Genomic DNA, 24,733 nt, shown 5'->3' with positions numbered 1-24,733 from the left:
GGCCGGCGGCCCTAGCGATAGTCGATGACCGCGTCACGGCGAAGGTCGCGCAGGTAGCGGCGGGCGCGGAGGTTCACCCGCTCTTCGGTGAGCTGCTGCTGCACCTGCTCGGGATTGACCGTGTCGTTGCTCGCTCCTTCGTCGCGGCCGCAGATGACGAGGACTCGGACGCCTTCCTCGATGTTGCCGAACGGCTGGGTGGCCTGGCCGACCTGCATCGGCAGCATCATCTGCTGCAGCACCGGCGGCAGGTCGCGGAGCTTGACCTGATCGCTGCTGACGACTTCGCCATGGAAGTCGGCGGCGAGCTTGTCGGCGCCGCCGCAGCCGCCAACCGCGCGCGAGGCAGCGGTGAAGCGGGCAAGGACCGGCTCGGCGGCCTCACGGGTGGTGCCCTTGGGGAAGCTGATCGAAACCTGCTTCAGCGCTAGTTCGGCGTTGCGCGGATCGGCGGTGAGGACCTTGCGCGTGTCCTGCACGGCGAGGATGGAATAGCCGCCGGCAACGCGGATCGGCTGGCTGATCGCGCCGGGACCCATCTGGCGAAGCACGGCAGAGAGCTGCTCCGGCAGCTGCTCCGGCCGGACCCAGCCGAGGTCGCCGCCGACCGCCGCCGTGGACGCTTCGGAGAATTGCCGGGCATAGCCGACGAAGCTGCCGCCCTGCTGGATGGCCGCGATGATCTTCTGCGCATTGGCGAGCACCTGCGCGTCGTTGGTGCTGTTGGCCGCGAGGTAAATCTCGCCGACGCGATATTCCTCGGTGCCCTTGGCGGCGTTCAAGCGGTCGATGACGGCCTTGACCTCGTCCTCGCCGACGTTGACGCCGCTCTCGATCTTGGCGCGCTGCAGGCGCTGCCAGGCGATCTCGCCCTCGATCTGGCGGCGCATCGAACGGATCGAGCTGCCGTTCGCTCTCAGGTACGTGGCGAGCCCGTCGGGGGTCTGCTTCACGTTCTGGGCGACGCGCGCGATGGTCTTGTCGATGTCGGCGGCGGGCACCTTGATGTCCTCGCGCCGGGCGGCCTGGATCTGCAGCGTCTCGTCGATCAGGTTGCTGAGCACCTGGGCGCGCAGCCGCTCGACCTCATTGTCGGGGATCTTGCCGCCCTGGCTGATCGCCAGCAGGGCCAGGCGCTGGTCGATATCGGTCTGGGTAATCACTTCGCCGTTGATGATGGCGCTGGCCTTGATCACCGAAGGAATTGCCGTGCCGAAGACGGTGACCTGAGAGGGGATGCGCAGGTTGGCGGTGCTGTTGGGCCGGGAGGGATCGGCTGCCGCCGCCGCGGCAGGCTGCTGCTGCTGAGCGGGTGCGGTACGAGCCGGGACGGGGCGCTGCACGACCGGCTTGCGCGGCGCAGGGCGCTGGGCGGCGATGGCCATGCTCGCCCCGGCGCAGAGCGCCACGGTGCCGAGAAACTTGCTGAAGCGCGCTTCCACTGTGCTCATAATCCCTTGTAAACCTAATGAAAACGCCCTGCCCAAGCCGCGCTTAACGGCTGATGAGCGGCTTAGCGGCCGAGTCCCTTGAGGACCAGCCGAAGCTGGAACGTATTCCCCTCCCGCAGGAAATTGACGCGGTCATAGTCGCGCCGCCAGGAGATTCCAATTGCCAGGCACGGGTCTTCATAGTCGATGCTGAGGCGATGGCGCACGGGCTCGAACCCGTTCGAGGCCGACAAGGGGTCCTCGGCGCGGCTGGTGAGGTCGAGCACGGTGGCCCCGAACACCGACCAGTAGCGGGCGAACTGCCAGCGCCCGGCGAGCCGCAGTTCCTCCTTGTCGCGCAGATCCTCGACCGACGTGTCGACGTTTCGGTTGAGGCGCAGGTAGCCGACCCGCGCGTAGGTGAGGTCGGTGCCGACCGTCAGGTCGAGTTCGTTGCGGCGGACCGCGAAGTTGCCTTTGTCGAGCCGGAAGCGGTGGGTGACGTCGAGGAAGCGCCCGAACTGAACCCTGGTACGGCCAACGATGTCCGAGAAGCGTTCGCTGAGCCCCGTGCCCTGCGGAAAGATGCTGAGGTCGCGGTTGAAGCGGTAGCTTTGGCCGATGGTGGTCGAGATGGCGATGTTCGGCCGGTCGTAGTTCCAGTCGAGCCCGTAGGTGATGCGGCTGCCGTCTTCCCAGCGGTCGTAGCCGGGGAAACGGTTGAGCGAGAAGAGGTTGCTTGCCTCAAGGTCGATCGCGCGGCTGTCCTCGTTGGGGATGGCCAGGTTGCGGGTGGGCGCGTTGGCGACGAACTGGATCCGGGGGACCAGGCGCTGAACACCGCCGAACAAGGGGCCGATCAGCGGCCAGCGCGCCTCGGCGGCAGCGGCGGCGATGACTCGGCCGTTCCAGCCTTCCTCGCCGCGGTAGAGCAGGGTGCTGGTCGAGGCGGTGTCGCTGGTGTGGTAGATGTCGCCGCGCACCAACCCGGTCAGTACCAGCTCCTGCCCGAGGGGAGTGAGGAAGCGACGGTCCCAGCGGGCCGAAGCGAAGGCGCGCTGCGTGTCCTGCCCGTCGCGACGGAGGATGGCGAGGGTATTGGCCTCCAGTTCGACCCGGCCGCCGATGGTCGGCGGGACCAGGCGGAAGCGAGCGTCGAAGGCGGGCATGGCGAACGGGATGGCGGCCTGGCGGTCGGTCGAGCGAAGGCCCTGGAAGGACCAGGCGGCGAGGCTGACGTAGCTGTCGAGGTCGATCCGCTCGAGGTTGAGGAAAGACCGAAGCTTGTCCTCGCGGGTGATGTCGTAGCGGCGCGTCACGGTCTTGTCGGTGGCGCGGCGGATCTGGCCCGTCAGGCTCCACAACGGATCGAACTGCAGCTTGCCGCTGGCGTCGATATAGCCGCGGATCGGGCGTCCGCTCTCCGGATCGGTCGCCTTGTTGTCGCCGACCGTGATGAAGCCCTGCACCTGGTAGGCGCCAAGCTTATTGACCTCACGATAGTTGGCCTCAACCGATGGAAGCGCCTCGGTGTAGATCCGCGGCGTCACGGTCAGGTCGCGATTGCGGGCGAGTGCGACGTGCAGGGGAACGCCGATCTCGAACCCGTTGCGGCCGGAAATCTTGAAGTCGGGGAAGAGGACGCCGGTGATGCCTTCGTCACCGCGCCCCGTGCTGACGGCGAAGACCGGGAGCAGCGGCAGGGTCAGGCCGAAGATGCTGAACCGTCCCCGCTCGAACCGGACCCGGTTGCGGACTGCGTCGTAACGGACCCGGGCAGCGGTGACCTTCCAGCTCGGCCTGCGCGGGTTGCAGCCGTCGGCCTGCGTTACCGGGCACGGCGTGTAGACCGCGTTGTTGAGCGTCGTGATGTCGCCGTCGCGGGTGGCGCTGCGGGCCGCGAGGCGGGCACCGCTTTCGAGCACCACCAGCAGGTTCTGGACGGTAGCTTTCTTGATGTCGTCGGTCAGGACGGCGCTGTCGCCGACGAACTTGTCACCTTGCGGATTCACCGCGACGACGTTGCCGGTGGCGACGACCTGGCCGGTTGCGCGGGTCCACGTGACCTTGTCGGCGGCGACGTAATTGCCATCGCGAGCGAGGCGGACGCGCCCTTGCGCGGTCAGCACGTCCTGCTGGTCGTCATAGGTGACGATGTCTGCGCTGAAGTCGACTGGCGGCTGCGGCGCCGCGGCCGGAGCGGGGGTCGCCGCGACAACGGGTGCGGTGGGTGCCGCCACGCTCTGGGCGGCCGCGGGCACCGCAAGCACGAGGATCAGCGGCAGCGCCGTCCAGCCGATCTTGCCCAAGCTCAAAGGTTCTGCCGCCCGCGTGTTTCTTGCCGAAAGGAGAGGCGGCCTATCGCACCTCGTCCGCCAAGCGGCAATGCCTTGCATCGGATGCCCGAGTGCCTAAAGCCCTTGGCCGTTCCCTGATCCAAACACGTGAGAGTTCATTCATGCAGATCCGTTTTGCCGCTTCGCGTCCCGAGGGCAGCCATGCCCTGGTTCTGCCGGTTGCCGGTCTTGATCGCAGCGGGCTGGAATCGCTCGGCGGTTCGCGTGCGGCGGTCGAGGCGGCAGCCCGGCTCCAGCGGTTCGATGGCGAAGCGGGCGGTGCGGCCGAAAGCTTCATCGATGACAACGGCACGGCGCGGCGCGTCGTGCTGGTGGGCATTGGCAGCAAGGGCGAAGAATCGGCCGAGAAGCTGGGCGGGACCGCGGTGGCGCGGCTGCTGACTTCGGGCGAGACGCGGGCGGTGATCGACCTGTCGGGCCTGGGCTACAGCGCCGATGCAGCCGGAAAGGTGGCGCTGGCGGCGTCGCTGCGCGGCTGGCGCTATGACAAGTACCGGACCAAGCTCAAGGACAAGCAGAAGCCGACCCTGACCGAATTGGTGATCGTCGGCGCGGCCGACGGGGCGGAAGCTCGCTGGACCGAGCGGTACGAGCCGGTGTTGAAGGGTTCGTCACTGACTCGTGAACTGGTCACGGAGCCAGCCAACATCATCTATCCCGAGAGCTTCGTCGAGCGTTGCCGCAAGGCGATGGAGGGCACCGGCCTCGAGATCGAGGTGCTTGACCAGGCGCGGATGGAAGAGCTTGGCATGGGCGCGCTGCTTGGCGTGTCGCAGGGTTCCGTCCGCAAGCCGCAGCTGCTGATCATGAAGTGGAACGGTGGGGCCCATGGCGAAGCGCCGGTGGCGCTGATCGGCAAGGGCGTGACCTTCGATACCGGCGGTATCTCGATCAAGCCGGCGGCCGGCATGGAATCGATGAAGTGGGACATGGGCGGCGCGGGCGCGGTGGCCGGTGCGATGCTCAGCATCGCCGCGCGCAAGGCCAAGGCGAATGTGGTCGGCCTGTGCGGCCTGGTCGAGAACATGCCCGACGGGAACGCGCAGCGCCCGGGCGATGTGGTCACCAGCATGAGTGGCCAGACGATCGAGGTGATCAACACGGACGCCGAGGGGCGGCTCGTGCTGGGCGACGTCATGACCTATGCGCAGCGGACGTTCGGGCCGAAGCGGATCGTCGACCTGGCGACGCTGACCGGCGCGATGGTGATCAGCCTGGGCCATGAATATGCCGGCGTCTTCTCCAACGACGATGGGCTCGCCAACGAGCTCATCGCGGCGGGGACGGCGACCGGCGACAAGTTGTGGCGGATGCCGATCGGCGAAGCCTACGACCAGCTGATCAACTCGCCCATCGCCGACATCAAGAATGTCGGTCCGCGTGAGGGTGGCTCGATCACCGCGGCGCAGTTCCTGCAGCGCTTCGTCGATGATGGGGTCAAGTGGGCTCATCTCGACATCGCGGGCGTGGCCTGGAGCGAGAAGGCCAGCAGCACCTACGACAAGGGCGCCACCGGCTATGGCGTGCGCCTGCTCGACGCCTTCGTGGAAGCGACGGCGGAGAAGTAGGCGCGGCCGGGCCCATGCGCGTCGATTTCTACCAGCTGGGCGAGGCGCCGCCGGACGGAGTGATCGCGACGCTGGCGGCCAAGGTGCTAAGTGATGGTGGCCACCTGCTCATCGTGGCCGAGGACGAAGGGCAGCTGTCCCGGCTGGACCGCTTGTTGTGGGATCAGCCGGGTGCCAGCTTCCTGCCGCACGGGATTGCCGGCGGAAGTGACGACGCGCGCCAGCCGATCCTGCTGTCGACCACCCCCGACGCGCCCAACCTCGCCCGCAACCTGCTGATTGCCGATGGCCAGTGGCGGGAGGCCGCGCTGGCGTTCGAACGCGCCTTCTATCTGTTCGACGAGGCGACGCTGGAAGGCGCGCGGCTGGCGTGGAAGCTGCTGTCCGGACGTGAGGGCGTGGAGCGGCATTATTGGGCGCGCGAGGACGGGCGCTGGGGAATGAAAGCGAGCGGCTGACTTGCCACCTGAGGCGCCCACCGCTACGGGCGCGGCCAATTCCAACCACTTTTGCACAGGAGACCGCGGGGCCATGGCCGTGACGCGCACCTTTTCGATCATCAAGCCCGACGCCACCCGCCGCAACCTGACGGGCGCGGTCACCAAGATGCTGGAGGAAGCCGGCCTGCGCGTCGTCGCTTCCAAGCGCATCCACATGAGCCGGGAGCAGGCCGAAGGCTTTTACGGCGTTCACCGCGAGCGGCCGTTCTTCAACGACCTGGTCGGTTTCATGATCTCCGGCCCGGTGGTCGTGCAGGTGCTGGAAGGCGAGGACGCCGTGAAGCGCAACCGCGACATCATGGGCGCGACCAACCCCGCCAACGCCGAGCCGGGCACCATCCGCAAGGAGCTGGCGGAATCGATCGAAGCGAACTCGGTCCATGGTTCGGACAGCGACGAGAATGCCAAGATCGAGATCGATTTCTTCTTCAAGCCGGAAGAGATCGTCGGCTAAGCCATTGGCCGGACGAGTTTTTGAAAGGCCGCCGGAGCGATCCGGCGGTCTTTTTTTTTGGCAGATTACCGGCGTTTAACGGAACCGCTCGCGCCGCCTGTTCGTAACCTGCTTATGGTCGAACAAGTTCTGCATGAGGGCGACGATCGTCCTCGCTCCACCGCCAAAATCTTCGGGCACCCCATCCACCCGATGTTGGTGCCGTTTCCGATCGCCTTCTGGATCGGAGCGCTGATCACCGACATCATTTATTCGCGCACGGCCGATGTGCAGTGGACGAATTTCTCGCAGTGGCTGCTGTTTGGAGGACTGGTCTTCGGCGCACTGGCCGCGGTGGCCGGGATCACCGACTATCTCGGCGACCGGCGAGTGCGGTCGCATGCAGCAAGCGCGCACGGCGGGATCAACATCGTCGTGTTTATCATCCAGATCTTCAACAGCTTCGTTCATGCACGCGACGGCTGGACGTCGGTCGTGCCGACCGGCCTTACCCTGTCGATCATCGCGGTCCTGTTGCTGGCCGTGAGCGGATGGCTGGGGGGCACCCTGGTCTACAAGCAAGGCGTGGGGACTCCGCGATGAATGCTCGCACTCTACTTCCCATCCTGCTGGCGGGAACGCTAGCTGCCTGCGGCTCGGCCGAGGCGGTCAACCCGGACGAGCAGCTCGGCCCCAATCCCAAGCTCCCCGCGGCTCAACAATATCTGATGCCGCCGATGAAGGTCGGCAGCGTGCTTGGCTGGAAAGATGGCGAGCATCCGACGGCGCCGCCCGGATTCACCGTGCAGGCGTTCGCGACGCGGTTGAAGAACCCGAGGTTCCTTTACCCGCTGCCGAACGGCGACGTGATCGCGGTCGAGAGCATGGATCCGGGCCTGGAGGGCAAGCAGCGGCCAAAGGACTTCCTGATCAGCTACTTCCTCGGCAAGGCACATGGCGACGTGCCCGGCGAGGGGCCATCCAACCGGCTGGTGCTGCTCCGTGACGCCAATGGCGACGGCGTGGCCGAGGGCAAGTCGGTGCTGATCGACCATGTCTTCTCGCCGTTCGGCGTGACTTATTCGGATGGTGCGCTGTACGTCGCGGCCACGGATGGGGTGCTGAAATATCCCTTCACGCCAGGGCAGACGCATATCGACGCCAAGCCGACAATGCTGACCGAGCTGCCGGGCGGGCCCATCGACCATCACTGGACCAAGAGCCTGACGATCAGTCCGGACGGGTCGAAGCTGTATGCGACGGTCGGATCGAACAGCAACATCGTCGAAAACGGGTTCGAGGCCGAGAAGGGCCGCGCGGCGGTGTGGGAGATCGACAAGCAAAGCGGCCGGGCGCGTGTCTTCGCGACGGGGCTGCGCAACCCGAACAGCCCGACCTTCTACCCGGGGACGAATACCTTCTGGGTGGTGGTGAACGAGCGTGACGAGCTCGGCCAGAATCTGGTGCCTGACTACATGACCTCGGTGAAGGATGGCGGCTTCTACGGCTGGCCGTACAGTTACTACGGGCAGCACGTCGACCCGCGGGTGCGTCCGCAGCGGCCGGACATGGTCGCGAAGGCGATCTCGCCCGATTACGCGCTGAGCAGTCACGTCGCGGCCCTGGGCCTGACTTTCTACACCGGTGCCAGCTTCCCGGCGCAGTATCGCGGCGGCGCGTTCGTCGGCGAGCATGGCAGCTGGGATCGCGATCGCTTCAACGGCTACAAGGTGGCGTTCGTGCCGTTCAGCGGCGGTAAGCCGAGTGGCAAGGCGCAGGACTTCCTGACCGGCTTCATCGCGGGCGATGGCGATAACGTGCACGGCCGGCCGGTCGGGGTGGCGGTGGACCGTACCGGTGCGCTGCTGGTCGCTGACGATGCCGGGAACACGATCTGGCGAGTGGCGCCGGCGGGTGCCCCGGCGGCGCGTCCGCAGCAGGTGGCCGCGCGCTAGCCAGTCAGTCGCGGGCGACCCGGAAGCCGACGCCGCCACTGCGGTAGTTGGCGACCGTGGAGCCAGGCTCTGGCGGCGGCGCGAAGCTGCGTGCGGCAGGACGGATCCAGCGGCGCTGGTCACCCCAGCTGCCACCGCGCACCACCCGGAAGTCGCAGGTCGGCATCCCGTTCAGGTCCTTCAGATCGCCCGTCGCGACGATCGGCCGCTTGGTGGTGAAGGCGCTGCCATCCGTCGGCAGGCCGGCATAAGTCGGTGAGAAGCAGTCCTCGACGAATTGCAGCACGTTTCCGCCCATGTCGTGCAGACCGAAGGCGTTGGCGGGGAAGGCGTCGCCCGGAGAGGTGAACTGCCATCGATCGCGACCTTCGGCGAGCCCCTTGCAGCACGTCTCCGTCCCATGGTTGGCGCGATCGTGGGAGGGTGCGTCATCCCACCACCAGGCTGTGCTCGTGCCCGCACGTGCGGCATATTCCCACTCAGCCTCGCTGAGTAGGCGGTAGTGATGGCCCGTCGTGCGGCTCAGCCAGCGGACGTAATCCTGCGCATCGTTCCAGGTGACACAGACCACCGGGTCACGCCCGGTCTGGGGAAAGCCGAGGTCATTCCAGCTTGCAGTCTGGTTGCCGTCGGCCTTCCCGGTCCACTGGCAACCTTTGACGGTGGGGCGCTGGGTCGCACGCGCGAACGTCGCCCATTCATCGCGGGTGACGTCCAGGCGGCCAGCCCAGAAGGCGCGGACCTTCACTTCGTGCTGCGGAGTCTCGAGCGAGTCGTGGAGCGGATCCTTGTCGGCGGAGCCCATCAGGAAGAGTCCGGCGGGAATGCGAACGAGCTCGGGGCAATTCTTGCAATCCCGCTTCACGTGCGGGGCGGCGGCGGCAGCGGTGGAAGCGGCGGCAAAAAGAATCAGTGCGGCGAGCAGCCAGCGAGCGGTGAATGGCATGACGGCTCCAAGGGCGCGAGCATGGCGACTCGCCGGGGGCAGGAACGCGTACGGCCACGTGCTGAGCCGAGTGTAGCAGCCCTTGGAAGCGGCTAGAAGTCGTCGGCTGCCCGCAGCAGGCGGGTGAGTCGCGGTGGTGCCGCGGTGCGCCAGCTGCGTTCGAGCCAGTCACTGACCTCGTCCCAGTCCACATCGCGGCGGTTGAGCTTGAGACCGAGCCAGCCGCTCGCGCCGTAATATTTGGGCCAGTAGTAATGCTCTGGGCGGGCCTCGATCAGCCCCGTCATCTCATCGGCGCCGCTGGCCTTCACGAGCAGGCCGACCGCTTCTTCTCCGTGATGATGGTCGGCGATGATGGCGAACAGCTTGGCCGTCTTCTCAGGGCCGACCGCCCAGCCGGGCGAGCCGTGGCTGGTCTTGCGGGTGACCTCGGCCAGGCGGCGGGCGAGCGCATCGACTCGTGTTTCGATCCAGCCGGCGTCGAGCGGGCGTGAGACGTAGTCGGCGAGGATGCGCGGGTAGAGCTGGTGCTCGGCGATGCGGACCCGCGCCGCGAGGCTGTCGGGCGTATCGCCAGTGAGAATGGCGACCGCGACCTGGCCGAGGACTTCGCCAGAATCGACCTCGGGCGTGACGAGGTGAACGGAGCAGCCGCCGTGCGGGTCGCCGGCCTCTAGCGCCCGGGCGTGCGTATCGAGGCCTCGATACCTGGGCAGCAGCGAAGGGTGAATGTTGAGGAGCTTGCCCGACCAGCGTTCGACGAAATCGGCCGGCAGGATCCGCATGAAGCCGGCGAGGGCGACCACGTCGACATCGGCGGCCTGCAGGGTCGCCTCAAGCTGGGCGAAGAACGCCGGGCGGCTGTCTTTGGTGGGCTTCGGCAGGCGGGTGACGGCAACGCCTTCGGCTTCGGCGAGAGCCAGGCCGGGGGCGTCCGGATTGTCACCGGTAACGAGTGTGATTTCGTAGGGGCAGGATTCCGCACGTGCGGCATAAATGAGGGCGGCCATGTTGCTGCCAGTCCCGGAGATGAGGATGGCGACTCGGGCGCGTTCAGCCATGATTGTGGGTGGCGGACCATGGAGTGCGGGCGCTCCAGGTCTCGGTGCTGCCGGTCACGGTGCAGCCGCGCGGCCCGGCGGTGATCTGGCCGATCGTGTGGACCTTTTCGCCAGCGTCGGTCAGCGCCGCAGTGACCGCCTCGGCCTGCTCGGCGGCGACAATCGCCACCATGCCGATGCCGCAGTTGAAGGTGCGGGCAAGCTCGGCCGGCTCGATGCTGCCACCGGCCTGGAGCCAGGCGAACAGCGGCGGGAGAGTCCAGCGGTCGGCATCGACGGCGGCGTGGGCGCCCGCGGGCAGGACGCGCGGGATGTTCTCGAGCAGGCCGCCACCAGTGATGTGCGCCAGACCCTTGATGCGGTCGGCACGAATCTGAGGCAGCAGGCTCTTCACGTAGATCCGCGTGGGTTCGAGCAGCAGGTCGCCAAACAGCCGGTCCGCGTCGAAGCGGGCGGGCCGGTCGAGCTTCCAGCCATTGTCGGCGACGAGTCGCCGGACGAGGCTGAAGCCGTTGGAGTGGACGCCGGAACTGGCAAGTCCGAGGATGACGTCGCCAGCTTCGATCGTCTCTCCGGTCAGCTGCTGGCCTCGCTCCACCGCGCCGACGCAGAAGCCGGCAAGGTCATAGTCGCCATCGGCATACATGCCTGGCATCTCGGCGGTTTCGCCGCCGATCAGGGCGCAGCCGGCCTGGCGGCAGCCGTCGGCAATGGAAGCGACCACCACTTCGGCAACGGCGTTATCGAGCTTTCCGGTGGCGAAATAGTCGAGGAAGAACAATGGCTCGGCGCCCTGTACGACCAGGTCGTTGGCGCACATGGCGACGAGGTCGATGCCGACGCCATCATGGCGGCCCGTGTCGATCGCGAGCTTGAGCTTGGTGCCGACGCCGTCGTTGGCGGCGACCAGGATGGGATCGGTGAAGCCCGCCGCCTTCAAGTCGAAGAAGCCGCCGAAGCCGCCGAGTTCGGCGTCCGCGCCGGGCCGGCGAGTGCTTTTCGCCAATGGTCCGATCGCCTTTACCAGCGCGTTGCCCGCGGCGATGTTCACGCCGGCTTGTTCGTAGGTCAGCCCCATAGCCGAGCGCACTAGCCGAGAAGCCGCTTGGAAATCCACCGAACAGTCGCCAGAAGGCGGCTCATGCTGCGTCGGGGCCTTGTTCGATCGTTCCTCCTCGTGCTCGCGGTCCTTGGGATGGCCGGGGGTGCGGTGCTGTATGCCCAGCTGGAGAGCGGTGACCGCGGAATCCTCCCGCTGGACAGCTCCAACACGCTGGAGATCGGCGGAATCAAGGTCGATACGACAGGCAAGACCGCCGACGAGGCGCGTTATGCCGGGTGGCGGATCGCCCAGCGCGAGGGGTTCAAGGCGCTGTGGGCCAAGGCGCATGGGGCACCGTTGAGCGCCGCGCCGAACCTGCCCGACAGCACGCTGGACGGGTTGGTGAGCTCCATCATTGTCGAGTCGGAGCAGATCGGACCGACCCGCTACATCGCGACCTTGGGCGTGCTGTTCGACCGGGCGCGGGCGAGCGAGTTGCTGGGAATGGCGGGCCCGGTGCGCCGGTCCGCACCGCTGCTGCTGGTGCCGATCACGGTCACGGGCGGCAATGCCACCAGCGTTGAACTGCGCAACGCCTGGCAGCGGGCATGGGCCGAGTTCCGCACGTCCAACAGCCCGATCGATTATGTCCGCGTCTCCGGCATGGGGATGGACCCGCTGCTGGTGAACGCGGCGCAGGCCGACCGGCCGGGCCGCGGCTGGTGGCGCAACATCGTCGATCAATATGGCGCGGCCGACATCCTCGTGGCCGAGGTGCAGTTGCGGCGGGTCTACCCAGGTGGACCTGCGACGGGCACCTTCAGCGGCTATTTCGGGGCCGACCGCAAGCCGCTCGGGAGCTTCACGCTGACGGCGCAGAACAGCGCCGGCCTGCAGGACATGATGAACCGCGGAGTCGCTCAGATGGATGCGCTGTTCGCCCGCTGGCAGGCCGCCGGCGAACTGGCGCCCGATCGCAGCCTGCTGCCGCCACCGCTGCCGCCGCCTCCGGTCGAGGAAGAAGCGCCGGTCGCCAAGCCGGTCGAGCAGACCACCCGGGTAATCCAGATCTTCGTCACCAGCCCCTATTCACCGGTCGCATGGCTGCGCTCCATCCCCGGGGTGACCAACGTGCAGGAATTTGGCGCCAAGGTGCTGGCGGTGACCTACAAGGGAACCCAGGGGCAGCTTGCCGCGGCGCTCAATGCACGTGGTTGGCAGACCGACACGGCGTCGGACGGCGTATTCAGGATCACTGGCTACAAAGGGCAATTGGTGAAGCCGCAGCCGGCACCAGCCGCTCCTGCACAGCCCGGCAACACAGTGCAGCCCGCGCCCAACAGGCCGGGGGAGGACTGATGCGCGCGGCCGACCAGATCGCGCTTCCGCTCGACTGGCCGCCAGGAAGCGACGACAGCCGGTTCATCGTCGGTGAGCCCAACCAGGCGGCGTTTGACCATTTTCAGCGCTGGAGCATGTGGCCGGTGAGGGCCACGATCCTGACCGGACCGCGCCGTTCGGGCCGTTCGCTGCTTGCCCGAAGCTTCGTCGCGCGGGTGGGCGGGCGGCTGTTCGACGATGCGCAGCGGCATGACGAGGAAGCGCTGTTCCACGCGTGGAACCAGGCGCAGGAGAGCGGGCGGCCGCTGGTGCTGGTCGCGGACTCGGCGCCGCCAGCATGGGAGCCGAGCCTGCCCGATCTTCGAACAAGGCTGGCCGTCACCCCCGTCATTGCAATCCAGCCGCCCGATGATGCGCTTTTCGCGGCGCTGATCCAGCGGCTGTTCGCCGATCGCGGGCTGCATCTTCCGACCGAGGCGCTGCGTTACGTGGTGATGCGGGTCGCGCGCGATTATTGGACCGCCGAGCGGGTGGTGGAGGCGATCGACCGGTTCGCCATCGCTGAGCGTGCGCGGCTGAGCATTCCCACGGTGCGGCGGGCGCTGGTCAGCGCGGGCCTGATCGACGGAGCGGCGCAGTGAACGCCCTGGCCGAGATCGCGGTCGAACCGCCCCCGCCGGTGAAGGAGCGCCGCTACTTCAACCGCGAGCTTAGCTGGCTCGCGTTCAATCGCCGGGTGCTAGAGGAAGCGGCCAATCCGAGCCACCCCCTGCTGGAGCGGCTGCGGTTCCTCTCGATCAGCGGCTCCAACCTCGACGAATTCTTCTCGGTTCGCGTGGCGGGGCTCAAGGAGCAGCAGCTCGAAGGGGTGGAGCAGCTGAGCTATGACGGGCTGACCGCCAGCGCGCAGCTCGAAATGGTTCGGGTCGAGGCGGATTCGCTTGTCGCAGAGCAGCAAAGGACCTGGCTGGAACTGCGCGGCCTTCTGGCCAAGGAGAAGGTCGAGGCGGTGGCGCCGGCGGACCTCACCGAGGATGAGCACGAGCATCTGCGCAATTATCTGCGCGAGCAGATCTTCCCGGTCCTGACACCGCAGGCGATTGATCCTTCGCACCCGTTCCCGTTCATTCCCAACCTCGGGTTCAGCCTGGCCTTCTCGATGATCGACACGGCCGATGGAGAACCCGTCAACGAGGTGGTGATGATCCCCGCCTCGGTCCCGCGCTTCATCCGGTTGCCGGGCAAACGGATGCGGCTGATCGCGATTGACGACGCGGTGGGAGCGCACCTCGACCTGCTGTTCCCGGGCTTCGTGCTGGTCGGGGCCGGCGCTTTCCGGGTGCTGCGCGACACCGACATCGAGATCGAGGAGGATGCCGAGGACCTCGTCCGCACCTTCCGCTCGGCGATCAAGGAGCGGCGACGCGGGCGGGTGATCCGGCTGGAATTCTCTTCGGGGACGCCGACGGACCTGGAGGACATCGTTCGCGCAGGGCTGAAGGCCGAGCACGCGATCATCGCGGAGAGCAGCGGCTTCATCGGCGTCACCGATCTGGAGGCGCTGGTCAACCTGGACCGGCCGGAACTCAAGTTCGAGCCCTATGTCCCACGCCTGCCTGAACGCATCCAGGAGCATGGCGGCGACTGCTTCGCGGCGATCCGGGCCAAGGATCTCGTCGTCCATCACCCCTACGAAAGCTTCGACGTGGTCGTCGCTTTCCTGCGCCAGGCGGCGGCCGACCCGGACGTGGTGGCGATCAAGCAGACGCTGTACCGGGCAGGCAAGCAGTCGGCCATCATCGACGCGCTGGTGGCGGCGGCCGAAGCGGGGAAGTCGGTGACAGCGGTGGTCGAGCTCAAGGCCCGCTTCGAGGAAGAGCAGAACCTGTTGTGGGCGTCGCGGCTGGAGCGGGCCGGCGTTCAGGTGGTCTATGGCTTCGTCGAGTGGAAGACGCACGCCAAGGTGTCGATGGTGGTGCGGCGCGAAGGCGGCCTGTTCCGAACCTACTGCCATTTCGGGACGGGCAATTATCACCCGGTGACCGCGCGGGTGTACACCGACCTCAGTTTCTTCACCGCCAGCCGCCGGGCCGCGCGCGACGCGGGCAAGTTGTTCAACTTCATCTCGGGCTATGTTGCGCCTAAGGGACTGGAGCTGCTGTCGCTGAGCCCGCGCGGCCTGCGCGAAAAGCTGGACGGCCTGATCGGCACCGAGATCGCCAATGCGCAGGCGGGCAAGCCGGCGGCGATCTGGGCCAAGATGAACAGCCTGGTCGACCCGCGCATCATCGACCGCCTGTATGAGGCAAGCCAGGCGGGCGTCAGCATCGACCTCATCGTGCGCGGTATCTGCTGCCTGCGACCCGGAGTGTCCGGCTTGTCGGAGAACATCCGGGTCAAGTCGATCATCGGCCGCTTCCTGGAGCACAGCCGGATCTGGGCGTTCGCGAATGGCGCTCGACTGCCCCATCGCAAGGCGAGGGTCTACATCTCCTCGGCCGACTGGATGCCGCGCAACCTCGACCGGCGGGTGGAGGTGGCGGTGCCACTGGAGAATGCGACGGTGCACGCGCAGGTCCTCGACCAGGTGATGGTCGCGAATCTGATCGACAATGAGCAGAGCTGGACGCTTGATGCGAGCGGCAAGTACACGCGGGTCAAGCCGGGGCGGAAGGCCTTCAACCTCCACACCTATTTCATGACGAATCCTTCGCTATCGGGCCGCGGCCATGCGCTGGAGGGCCGCAAGGTGCCCAAGCTGCGGCTGGATCAGGGGGGCTGATGCCGCTGTCGACCTTCGGCCCGGTGGGCATCATCGACATCGGGTCGAACAGCGTCCGTTTCGTCGCGTACGGCGGCTCCGAGCGGGTCCCGTCCATGCTGTTCAACGAGAAGGTCATGGCGGGTCTGGGGCGCGGCCTTGCGGAGACGGGTGAGCTTGGCGAGGGGGCGATGGACGCCGCGATCGAGGCGCTGGCCCGCTTCCGGCTGCTCGCCAAGGAGATGAAGCTGGTCAAGGTGCACGCGGTGGCGACCGCCGCCGTGCGCGACGCCAGCAACTCCGGCGTGTTCCTGGCGCGGGCCAAGAAGGCCGGCATCGAGCCCAAGGTCATCCCGGGCGAGGAGGAGGCGCGGCTTTCGGCCCTGGGGGTCATCTCGGCCATTCCGCAGGCGCGCGGGGTCGTTGCTGACCTTGGCGGCGGCAGCCTCGAGCTGACGCCGATCGCGGACGGTACGCCGGGAATCGGTGTGTCGCTCCCGATCGGTGTGCTTCGGCTCGGAGACAAGGCGAGCGCGCGGGCGATCGTCACCACCTTGAAGCGCGGTGTTCCACAGGCGATCGCCGAAGCGGCGCGGGGACGCAATCTGTACCTCGTTGGCGGGTCGTTCCGGGCGTTCGCGCAGCTTGATCTCAAGCTGTCCGAGCATCCCCTGCCGATCGTTCACCAGCATGGGATGACGCCGCAGCGGGTGCGCGACCTGCGCAACCTGGTGCGCTCTACGCCAATCGACGTGCTGCGGGCCCGGGTCGGGGTGTCCACCTCACGCCTGCAGACCTTGCCGGCGGCCGCGGCGGTGCTCGACGCGGCCTGCCGGGTGCTGCAGCCGGCGCGGGTGGTGACCAGCGCCTTCGGCCTTCGTGAAGGCATCCTCTACGACGACCTCGCGCCGGCTCAGCGGGGCGAGGACCCGTTGCTTGTGGCGGCGCTTGAGGTCGGCGCGCGGCTTGGACGCTTCGGTGATCATGGAGCGTTGCTCGACCGCTGGATCGCGCCACTGTTCCCGGACGACAGCGAGGTCGCGGCACGGCTGCGGCTGGCGGCTTGCCTGCTCGCCGACGTGGCCTGGAATGCCCATCCCGATTTCCGCGCTGAATGGGCCGTGGACATGGGGCTGCATGGAAATTGGGTCGGCATCGACGCGGAAGGACGGACGGTCCTTGGCCGGACCCTCAACAGCGCGTTCGGCGGCGAAATATTTGACGCGGCTCTTTGCGAGCTGGTCGAGGAACGCGTGCTGGAACATGCGGACCGCTGGGGCGCCGCGATCCGCCTCGCCCAGCGGCTGAGTGGCGGGACGGCAAGCCTGCTGAAGCGCGCCAGGATCAGCGCCAGCGAGGGGCATTTGGTACTGACGCTGAAGAGAAGCGACTCGAGCCTTTACTCGGACGCGGTGCGCAAGCGGTTTCGGGCGCTGGCCGCCATGGTCGGCCTCGATCCGGTGCTGGAGCTCGCCTAACCGCAGTTTGCGGACGCTACCTTGTTATCGGGACCGAGGCGGACGCGCAGCCGGTCGGCGCGGAAATCCATGGTGACCATCTGGCCGGGCTGGATCCACTGCAGGATCTTGGCGCCGGACGCCTGCATGATGTCCTCGCCCAGCTTCGCGGTGGCGGGCTTGCCGATGTAATCGGTAAGCTCGTCGGCCGAGCAAACCGGCTGCGGCGCGGCGGGCTTTCCCAGGGTGGCGCAACCGACGAGCAGCAGCGCCCCGGTGGCGACAAGCGGCGTGAGACGGGTCATTCGGCGGTCTCCAGCGTACGGGTCATCTTCAGTTTGCCATTCTCGGTGGCGAAGGCGAGCCGACCCTCGACGAGGTCCAGCGCGTCGCGCCCGAACTCCTCGAACCGCCAGCCGGAGAGGATGGCGAGGTCCTTCCGAACGCCGGCGGCCAGCGCCTCCAGCTCATCAGAGCGGGCAATCAGCTTGGGCGCCACGCCAGCTTCCTTCGCACGGATCTTGAGCAGCAGCTTCAAGAGGTCACTGACCAGCGCCGCGTCCTTGGTGAGGCCTGGCCGGCGCGGTTCACGGTCCGGCAGCTCGTCGGGCTCGAGCGGCTTGGCGGTCGTGATGGCGTTCATCAGCCGCGCGCCGATGTCGTTGTTGCGCCATCCGGCGGACAGCCCGCGAACCTTGCCGAGGTCGTCCTGCGTCCGAGGCGGATGGGCGGCAAGCTCGTTGAGCGTGTCGTCCTTGATGATCCGGCCGCGCGGCAGGTTCTTGCCCCGGGCTTCCACCTCGCGCCAGGCGGCGATCGCCTTCAGGCGGCCGAGCACGACGGGGTTGCGGCTCGGCAGCTTGAGGCGCTTCCACGCTTCTTCGGGCGCGAAGACAAAGGAGGAGAGGTCGGCCAGGCGCTCCATTTCCTCGTCAAGCCATTGGCCGCGGTTGGTGCGGCGCAGCTTGGCGACCATCTTGGGGAAAATGGTGGCGAGGTGGGTGACGTCGCCGATGGCATAATCGATCTGGCGCTTGTCGAGCGGGCGGCGACTCCAGTCGGTGAAGCGCGCACCCTTGTCGAGCGTGTGGCCGAGCATGGATTCAATGAGGTTCGAATAGCCGACCTGCTCGCCATAGCCTAGCGCCATGGCGGCAACCTGGGTGTCGAACAGCGGGTGAGGCACCTTGCCCGTCATGTTGACGACGATTTCGACGTCCTGACCGCCGGCGTGGAAGACTTTCAGCACGTCTTCATTGTGGACCAGCAGGTCCCACAGCGGCTGGAGGTCAAGGCCGTCGGCCTTCGGATCGATCGCGGCGGCTTCCTCCGGGGAGGCGATCTGCAGCAGGCAGAGGTCGGGCCAGTAGCTGTTCTCTCGCATGAACTCGGTATCGACAGCGACGAAGTCGTGGGTCGCGAGGCGCTCAATCAGGGCGGCGAGGCTGGCGCTGTCGGTGATAAGTGGATGAATCTGCATGTTGTGGCCGCTCTAGCCGGGTGCGCGCGGGTTGACAAAGCGAAGACGGAAGGGGAAGCGCGGCCCGCTTTTCCCGGGCCTTTCCGACACAGTGAGCCAATGACCATGCACGCCTATCGCACCCACAGCTGCGGCCAGCTTCGCGCCGAAAACGTCGGCGAGGAAGTTCGCCTGTCGGGCTGGGTCCACCGCAAGCGCGATCATGGCGGCGTGCTGTTCGTCGACCTGCGCGATCATTACGGCATGACCCAGGTGGTGGCCGACAGCGACAGCCCCGCGCTGCCGATCCTGGAGCGGTTGCGGGTGGAGTCGGTGGTCACCATCGACGGGCTGGTCAAGAACCGCGCGCCGGGTACGACCAATGCCAACCTGCCGACCGGGGACATCGAGGTATTCGCACGTAGTGTGACGGTGCAGAGCGCGGCGGCCGAGCTGCCGCTGCCGGTGGCGGGCGAGCAGGAATATCCGGAGGATATCCGCCTCAAGTACCGCTATCTCGATCTGCGCCGTGAGCGGCTGCACGCCAACATCCTGCTGCGTTCGAACGTGATTGCGTCGATCCGCCGGCGGATGGTCGAGCAGGGCTTCACCGAATTCCAGACCCCGATCCTGACCGCCAGCAGCCCCGAGGGCGCACGCGACTATCTGGTGCCGAGCCGGGTGCATCCGGGCAAGTTCTACGCGCTTCCGCAGGCGCCGCAGATGTTCAAGCAGCTGCTGATGGTGGCAGGCTTCGACCGTTACTTCCAGATCGCGCCCTGCTTCCGCGACGAGGACGCGCGGGCCGACCGGAGCCCGGGCGAGTTCTATCAGCTCGACTTCGAGATGAGCTTCGTCACGCAGGATGACGTGTTCAACGCGATCGAGCCGGTGCTTGCGGGCGTGTTCCGTGAGTTCGCGGATGGCCGCAGCGTCACCGAAGGGGCTTTCCCGCGCATTCCTTACCGCGAGTCGATGCTGAAGTATGGCAACGATAAACCGGACCTCAGGAACCCGCTGATCATCAGCGACGTCGGATCGCACTTCGTCGGCTCAGGCTTCGGACTGTTCTCGAAGATCGTCGATGGTGGCGGTTTCGTCCGCGCCATTCCGGCGCCGAACACGGCCGACAAGAGCCGCAAGTTCTTCGATGACATGAACGAGTGGGCGCGCGGCGAAGGCTTCGCCGGGCTCGGCTACGCCACCCGGAAGGGCGGCGAGTGGGGCGGGCCCATCGCCAAGAACCACGGCACCGAAGGCATGGACCGGCTGGCGGACGAGCTGGGCCTTGGGCCGGACGACGGCATCTTCTTCGCGGCGGGCAAGGAAGCCGAGGCAGCCAAGCTCGCCGGCCTTGCGCGGACGCGGGTTGGGCAGCAGCTCGGCCTCATCGACGAGAACCGCTTTGAATTCTGCTGGATCGTCGACTTCCCGATGTTCGAATATGACGAAGAGGCCAAGAAGGTCGACTTCAGCCACAACCCCTTCTCCATGCCGCAGGGCGAGCTGGAGGCACTGGAGACCAAGGATCCGCTCGACATTCTGGCGTGGCAGTATGACATCGTCTGCAACGGGGTGGAGCTGTCGAGCGGCGCGATCCGGAACCATCGCCCGGACATCATGTACAAGGCGTTCGAGATCGCCGGCTACACCCAGCAGCAGGTGGACGAGAACTTCTCGGGCATGATCAACGCCTTCAAATATGGCGCGCCGCCGCACGGCGGGTCAGCGCCGGGCATTGACCGCATCGTCATGCTGCTGGCGGGCGAACCCAACATCCGCGAGGTGGTGGTCTTCCCAATGAACCAGAAGGCCGAGGACCTGATGATGAACGCCCCGGCACCGGTGACCATGAAGCAGCTGCGCGAGCTGTCGATCCGGGTCGTGGGGGAGAATGCAGCGCAGCCGATCGGCTAGGTGCCGGGGTAGCTGATCGCGGTTACCTCGTAGCTCTTCTCGCCGGCGGGCAGGCGCACGACCCGCTCGTCGCCGACCTTCGCCCCAACCAGGGCGCGCGCGATCGGTGAGTGCCAGCTGATCCGGCCGGCGGCGGCGTCGGCTTCGTCGTCACCGACCAGGGTGAGGGTGCGCCGTGCGTCGTCCTCGTCGGCGAGTTCGACGGTGGCTCCGAAGCGGACCTGTCCCTGGTCGCCCTGCCTTGCCGGGTCGACGACCTTGGCGGTCTTCATCACCTTGGCGAGATAGCCGAGCCGCCGGTCGATTTCCCGCAGGCGCTTGCGGCCGTAGATGTAGTCGCCGTTCTCCGAACGGTCGCCATTGCCGGCTGCCCAGCTGATCACCTCGACGAGTTTGGGCCGTTCGGTCCCGAACAGCTGGTCATACTCGGCGCGGATAGCCGCGAAGCCCTGCGGCGTGATGAAGCGATCTCCCATCCGGGAGTCTTAGCCGAGACGATCCTTGCCGAGGAAGTAGCTGAGGTAACGCGGCTGGTTCGCCGGTTGCGGGTTCAGGCGGTCGTAGACCACCGTATTCTCCAGCACGCGTTGCACGTAGCCGCGGGTTTCGGTGAAGGGGATGTCCTCGATCCACGCGACGATGTCGCCGCCGGGGCGGCGCGGGTCGCCGTTGTTGGCGATCCACTTGGCGACATTGCCTGATCCGGCGTTGTAACTGGCGATCGCCAGCGGATAGTTGCCGCCCCACCGGTCGACCAGCCGGCGGAAGTAGGCCGATCCGAGCATGACGTTATAGGCCGGGTCGCTGGTGAGTCGGCCGCCATCATAACCATAACCGAGCTTGCCAGCCTGTTCGGCCGCGGTGCCCGGCATCAACTGCATCAAGCCCCGTGCGCCGGCGCCGCTCACCGCCGAGCGATCGAACGAGCTTTCCTGGCGGGCGATGCCGTGGGCGAGGCTCCACAGGCTGGGGTCCGCGATGGCGTGGCTGACCGTCGGATAGCCGAGGCGATTATAGAAGGCGCTGCCGTCGTTACGGGCCGAGCGCACGGTCCACACGGCCAGATCGGGCCGGCCGATCTGGTTGCCTAGCTCGATGGCGAGCTGGCGGTCGGAGTCGGAGTGAACCGATTCGCTGATCGCCCGGACGAACAGCGCGGCTTCCTGGCGGTATCCCCCGGCATCGAGCGCCTGCAATGCGCGGACTAGCCGCCGCGATTGGAAGGCCTGCCGCTGAAGCGGAGTGGGATAGGCGAGAGAAGTGGCCGGAACCGGCACCTGGCGGCCGAGGCGTTCCAGCGCGAGCTGCCCGTAGAACAGTTCCGGATAGGCGGCGGCGCGGCTGAAGTAGGAGGTGGCCTGTGCGTACTGGCCCGCTTGGGCAGCGGCGCGACCCGCCCAATAAGCGCCCTTGGAGACGACCTGGAGCGAGCGTCCGCCCTGCGAATAGCGATCGAACATCGGCACCGCGTCGGCGGGCCGGTTCATGCCGCGCAGAGCGCTGACGCCGGCCAGCCATGTCAGCGATGTATAATCGTCCCGGACGCCATAGGCCTGAAGCGCGAGCTGGGCACCGGCGGGGAGAGCGTCGTCGACCTGCCGGGCGATGTTGTAAGCAGTGGTGAACTGGCGATCGCGCGCGGCGCCCTGGGCTGCCGAGAGCAGCAGCTCATACCACTTCTCGGCGTCGACGGGCCGAGTGGTGAACTGGTGCGGACGGGCAAGCAGCTGCCTGAAGGCGGGGTCCCAGCCCGCATCGCGCAAGTAGCGGGCGCGATCCTGCATGAGGCCAGCGTCGCTGGTGACCTGGCCCATCACCTGATTGTAGAGCAGCTCCGTGTCGGGCGAGCGTTGAAGCATCGCCACGCGGGCAGCGAAAGCGGGCCGGCGCGCAGCGCTGGCGGAGACGAGGAGCCGCTGCGCGTTGGTCGCATCCTTCTCCAGCAGCAGGCGATCGATCCGGCGATCCATGTCGGCCGCGGTGAACTGGCTGCCGAAGCGCTGGTAAAGCGACATTTCGTCAGTGCTGCCGAGATCGGAACCCGCCCAGGCTTCGCGAGCGGCGGAGAGGGCTTCGGCGGAACGGCCCTGCGCAGCCAAGCTTTCGGCCAGGCGAGCCCAGCCGTTGCCGGTGGTCGGCTTGTCGGTGCGGAAGAAAGCGACAACGGTGGCGGCATCTTCGCCGGGGCGCATCTGCTTCTCCGCGGCGCGGCGCATGGTTGTTTCGCCGGGCCAGCCGGGGTTGGCGAGCAGGAAGCGGGCATAATCTGCGAATGCATAGCCGCTGGACTGCCGCAGGCGGCGCCAGTCGCTGATCGCACCGTTGACGTCGCCGGCATAGGAGTATGCCGCGGGCGACACGACCGGCGCCTGCTGGACCGGAACCAGAAGCTGCGAGGAACCGGCAATCGCCGCCGACGCCAGCATACCAGTCAGTGCAAGGCCCATTCGTCTCATGCTGGACATTATCGGCCCCCAGTCCTTATCGTCTGCTGAACGCTATTAACCTCCGTTCTACAGGACCGGGTGAATCCCGGTGAAGGGGCAAGTCCATGTTTTCCGGTTCAATCCCCGCGCTGGTGACACCGTTCACCGCAGGCAAGCTCGACGAGGCGGCATTCCGAGAGTTCGTTGAATGGCAGATCGGGGAAGGGACCCATGGGCTGGTGGCCTGCGGAACGACGGGCGAAGCGGCCACGCTCAGCTTCGAAGAGCATCGCCGCGTGGTCGAGCTGACGCTCGAGGTGGCGGCCGGACGGGTTCCGGTGATTGCTGGTTGCGGGGCGAATGATACGGCGCATGCGGTTCGGTTGACTCAGATGGCGGCCGAATTGGGCGCTGCCGCGGCTTTGCACGTGCCGCCTTATTACAACCGGCCGAACCAGGACGGCATTTACCTGCACCTGAGCCGGGTGGCAGAGGTCGGGATCCCGATCGTCCTCTACAACGTGCCGGCACGAACGGTGACGGACATATCGGTGGAGACCATGGCGCGGCTTGCCGAGCTGCCGAACGTCGTGGCCGTCAAGGACGCGACCGGAGCGATTGCCCGGGTCTCTGCCCAGCGCGCGGCATGCGGCGCGGACTTCGTGCAGCTTTCCGGCAACGACGACATGGCCCTGGCGTTCAACGCTCATGGCGGGCGCGGCTGCATCAGCGTGACGGCCAATGTCGCACCAAAGCTCTGTGCGGAGTTTCAGGAAGCGACCCTGCGCGGCGACTACCAGGCGGCGCTGGCGCTGCAGGACCGCCTCTTTCCGCTGCACAGTGCGCTGTTCACCGATGCGTCGCCCGGACCGGTCAAATATGCGCTTGGGCGGGTGCGGCCAGGCTTCCCGCAGGAGTTGCGGGCGCCGATGACCCCGGCGGGTGAGGCCAGCCGGCGAGCGGTGGACGCCGCGCTCGCACACGCCGCGCTGGTCTGACGCTGGTAAAAGGCGCCGGGCCACTCTACCTGCGTCGCCAGCATGGGCCGTCCGCTTCCTCCCACCTTCGACAAGCAGACCGTCGTCGCCGAGAACCGGCGGGCGCGGTACGATTATTTCGTCGAGGACAGGTTCGAAGCCGGGATCGAGCTTAAGGGCACCGAGGTGAAAGCGCTTCGGGCGGGCGAGGGGTCGATCGCGGAGAGCTATGCAACGGTCGAGGGCGAGGAGATCGTCCTGATCAACTCGCACATTCCCGAATATAAGAACGGCAGCTACATGAACCACGAGCCGCGGCGGAAGCGGCGGTTGCTGCTGCGCAAGCGCGAGATCGACAAGCTGAACGGGGCGGTGACCCGCCAAGGCCTGACGCTGGTGCCGCTGTCGATCTACTTCAACTCGGCCGGGCGCGCGAAGCTCGAACTGGCGCTGGCGCGTGGCAAGAAGACCCACGACAAGCGCGAGACGATCAAGGAGCGCGACTGGAAGCGCGAGCAGGGGCGGTTGCTGCGCGCGCATGGCTGAGCGCGTTGGCTTCATCCAGCGACTGGCGGCCAAGGCGACCCCGTCGCGCGAGCAGGTGCTGGAGAGCCGTTGGCTGAAGCCGTTCGGATCACGCATCCGCCATTCGCAATTCTGGCGTTTCAGCCGGCGCTCCGTGCCGCGGGGAGTATTCGCTGGGCTGTTCGTCGGCATCTTCCTGATGGTGCCGGGACTGCAGATCGTCGGCGCGGCGCTGATGTGCGTGCCCCTGCGGGGTAATATCCCGGTGGCCGCGGCGATGACCTTCCTGTCCAATCCGGCGACAACGCCTTTCTTCGTCGCGATGGCAATCCTCGTCGGCAACAGGATGGGCTTCCATGCCGACCTTGCGACGTTCGAGGCGCTTCTCCAGCGTGGCGCGGGTATCGGCGAATGGTCGCGCTGGCTGCTGTCCGATGCGGCGCCGGCAATGATCAGCGGTCTGTTTGTGATTGCCGCCGCCGTGGCGTTAGTCGGCTGGGCCATGTCGATTGTCGTTTGGCGATGGCGCATCGGGGCCAAGTGGCGCAGGCGCGCGCGGACCTGATCGTTCATCGTTG

At 67.0% G+C, this 24,733-nt stretch carries 22 protein-coding genes; 13 read left to right on the top strand and 9 right to left on the bottom strand.

Annotation, left to right across the window (positions count from 1 at the left end; all coding sequences use genetic code 11):
* Window positions 1–11 precede the first annotated feature (11 nt).
* Both M8312_RS06450 and M8312_RS06445 read right to left on the bottom strand, forming a co-directional pair.
* Entirely contained in the window at window positions 12–1,451 is a 1,440-nt protein-coding gene (locus M8312_RS06450; protein WP_250119548.1) for a peptidylprolyl isomerase, read from the bottom strand.
* Between the two features lie 62 nt (window positions 1,452–1,513).
* Complete coding sequence (locus M8312_RS06445; RefSeq protein WP_250119547.1) at window positions 1,514–3,826, bottom strand: LPS-assembly protein LptD; 2,313 nt, start codon at window positions 3,824–3,826, stop codon at window positions 1,514–1,516.
* A 62-nt stretch (window positions 3,827–3,888) separates the two neighbouring features.
* On the opposite strand from M8312_RS06445, the gene M8312_RS06440 reads away from it, so the two are divergent.
* The 5 genes from M8312_RS06440 to M8312_RS06420 all read left to right on the top strand — a co-directional run bounded on the left by M8312_RS06440 (window position 3,889) and on the right by M8312_RS06420 (window position 8,243).
* Window positions 3,889–5,355: a leucyl aminopeptidase gene (locus M8312_RS06440; RefSeq protein WP_250119546.1), complete on the top strand. Its 1,467-nt coding sequence runs from the start codon at window positions 3,889–3,891 to the stop codon at window positions 5,353–5,355.
* Window positions 5,356–5,369: 14 nt separating this feature from the next.
* Window positions 5,370–5,813, top strand: coding sequence for a DNA polymerase III subunit chi (locus tag M8312_RS06435; protein WP_250119545.1), 444 nt, complete (start codon window positions 5,370–5,372; stop codon window positions 5,811–5,813).
* Between the two features lie 73 nt (window positions 5,814–5,886).
* Window positions 5,887–6,309, top strand: coding sequence for a nucleoside-diphosphate kinase (ndk, locus tag M8312_RS06430; RefSeq protein WP_250119544.1), 423 nt, complete (start codon window positions 5,887–5,889; stop codon window positions 6,307–6,309).
* A gap of 114 nt (window positions 6,310–6,423) precedes the next feature.
* Window positions 6,424–6,891: a DUF2231 domain-containing protein gene (locus M8312_RS06425; RefSeq protein ID WP_250119543.1), complete on the top strand. Its 468-nt coding sequence runs from the start codon at window positions 6,424–6,426 to the stop codon at window positions 6,889–6,891.
* Window positions 6,888–8,243, top strand: a complete 1,356-nt coding sequence (locus M8312_RS06420; RefSeq protein ID WP_250119542.1) for a PQQ-dependent sugar dehydrogenase — start codon at window positions 6,888–6,890, stop codon at window positions 8,241–8,243. Before M8312_RS06425 ends, M8312_RS06420 begins: the two co-directional genes overlap by 4 nt.
* A gap of 4 nt (window positions 8,244–8,247) precedes the next feature.
* On the opposite strand, the gene M8312_RS06415 is transcribed toward M8312_RS06420, so the two are convergent.
* From M8312_RS06415 to purM, 3 genes are all read right to left on the bottom strand, one after another.
* Window positions 8,248–9,189, bottom strand: a complete 942-nt coding sequence (locus M8312_RS06415; protein ID WP_250119541.1) for a formylglycine-generating enzyme family protein — start codon at window positions 9,187–9,189, stop codon at window positions 8,248–8,250.
* Window positions 9,190–9,281: 92 nt separating this feature from the next.
* Window positions 9,282–10,250 (bottom strand): phosphoribosylglycinamide formyltransferase, encoded by a 969-nt coding sequence (gene purN / locus M8312_RS06410; protein ID WP_250119540.1) that lies wholly within the window; start codon window positions 10,248–10,250, stop codon window positions 9,282–9,284.
* A complete protein-coding gene (purM, locus tag M8312_RS06405) occupies window positions 10,243–11,328 on the bottom strand; it encodes a phosphoribosylformylglycinamidine cyclo-ligase (RefSeq protein ID WP_250119539.1) in 1,086 nt (361 codons plus the stop codon). The genes purN and purM overlap by 8 nt, the downstream gene beginning before the upstream one ends.
* Before the next feature lie 63 nt (window positions 11,329–11,391).
* Between purM and M8312_RS06400 the strand changes: the two genes are divergently transcribed.
* From M8312_RS06400 to M8312_RS06385, 4 genes are read left to right on the top strand one after another with little or no spacing between them, the layout of a single operon-like run.
* Complete coding sequence (locus M8312_RS06400; RefSeq protein ID WP_250119538.1) at window positions 11,392–12,651, top strand: heavy-metal-associated domain-containing protein; 1,260 nt, start codon at window positions 11,392–11,394, stop codon at window positions 12,649–12,651.
* Window positions 12,651–13,274, top strand: coding sequence for an HdaA/DnaA family protein (locus M8312_RS06395; protein ID WP_250119537.1), 624 nt, complete (start codon window positions 12,651–12,653; stop codon window positions 13,272–13,274). Before M8312_RS06400 ends, M8312_RS06395 begins: the two co-directional genes overlap by 1 nt.
* Complete coding sequence (locus tag M8312_RS06390; protein WP_250119536.1) at window positions 13,271–15,415, top strand: RNA degradosome polyphosphate kinase; 2,145 nt, start codon at window positions 13,271–13,273, stop codon at window positions 15,413–15,415. Before M8312_RS06395 ends, M8312_RS06390 begins: the two co-directional genes overlap by 4 nt.
* A complete protein-coding gene (locus M8312_RS06385) occupies window positions 15,415–16,872 on the top strand; it encodes a Ppx/GppA family phosphatase (protein WP_250119535.1) in 1,458 nt (485 codons plus the stop codon). Before M8312_RS06390 ends, M8312_RS06385 begins: the two co-directional genes overlap by 1 nt.
* Here the strand turns inward: M8312_RS06385 and M8312_RS06380 are convergent.
* Both M8312_RS06380 and rnd read right to left on the bottom strand, forming a co-directional pair.
* Window positions 16,869–17,156 (bottom strand): I78 family peptidase inhibitor, encoded by a 288-nt coding sequence (locus M8312_RS06380; RefSeq protein WP_250119534.1) that lies wholly within the window; start codon window positions 17,154–17,156, stop codon window positions 16,869–16,871. The genes M8312_RS06385 and M8312_RS06380 overlap by 4 nt on opposite strands.
* Window positions 17,153–18,331: a ribonuclease D gene (gene rnd, locus M8312_RS06375; RefSeq protein ID WP_250119533.1), complete on the bottom strand. Its 1,179-nt coding sequence runs from the start codon at window positions 18,329–18,331 to the stop codon at window positions 17,153–17,155. Before rnd ends, M8312_RS06380 begins: the two co-directional genes overlap by 4 nt.
* A 105-nt stretch (window positions 18,332–18,436) precedes the next feature.
* Here rnd and aspS point away from each other — a divergent pair, with 105 nt between their 5' ends.
* Window positions 18,437–20,227, top strand: a complete 1,791-nt coding sequence (aspS, locus tag M8312_RS06370; RefSeq protein ID WP_250119719.1) for an aspartate--tRNA ligase — start codon at window positions 18,437–18,439, stop codon at window positions 20,225–20,227.
* Here the strand turns inward: aspS and greB are convergent.
* A complete protein-coding gene (greB, locus tag M8312_RS06365) occupies window positions 20,224–20,703 on the bottom strand; it encodes a transcription elongation factor GreB (RefSeq protein WP_250119532.1) in 480 nt (159 codons plus the stop codon). The two genes, aspS and greB, sit on opposite strands and share 4 nt — an antisense overlap.
* 9 nt (window positions 20,704–20,712) lie before the next feature.
* A complete protein-coding gene (locus tag M8312_RS06360) occupies window positions 20,713–22,692 on the bottom strand; it encodes a lytic transglycosylase domain-containing protein (RefSeq protein ID WP_250119531.1) in 1,980 nt (659 codons plus the stop codon).
* An 86-nt stretch (window positions 22,693–22,778) separates the two neighbouring features.
* Between M8312_RS06360 and dapA the strand changes: the two genes are divergently transcribed.
* From dapA to M8312_RS06345, 3 genes are read left to right on the top strand one after another with little or no spacing between them, the layout of a single operon-like run.
* Window positions 22,779–23,651, top strand: coding sequence for a 4-hydroxy-tetrahydrodipicolinate synthase (gene dapA, locus M8312_RS06355; RefSeq protein WP_250119530.1), 873 nt, complete (start codon window positions 22,779–22,781; stop codon window positions 23,649–23,651).
* 42 nt (window positions 23,652–23,693) lie between these two features.
* The gene (gene smpB, locus M8312_RS06350; RefSeq protein ID WP_250119529.1) at window positions 23,694–24,176 is read left to right on the top strand and encodes an SsrA-binding protein SmpB; all 483 of its coding nucleotides are present in this window, start codon (window positions 23,694–23,696) and stop codon (window positions 24,174–24,176) included.
* Complete coding sequence (locus M8312_RS06345; protein WP_250119528.1) at window positions 24,169–24,720, top strand: DUF2062 domain-containing protein; 552 nt, start codon at window positions 24,169–24,171, stop codon at window positions 24,718–24,720. The genes smpB and M8312_RS06345 overlap by 8 nt, the downstream gene beginning before the upstream one ends.
* Window positions 24,721–24,733 lie beyond the last annotated feature (13 nt).

The organism is Sphingomonas sp. KRR8 (genome assembly GCF_023559245.1).
GTDB lineage: Bacteria > Pseudomonadota > Alphaproteobacteria > Sphingomonadales > Sphingomonadaceae > Sphingomicrobium.
This window is presented reverse-complemented; position numbering and strand designations above follow the sequence as displayed.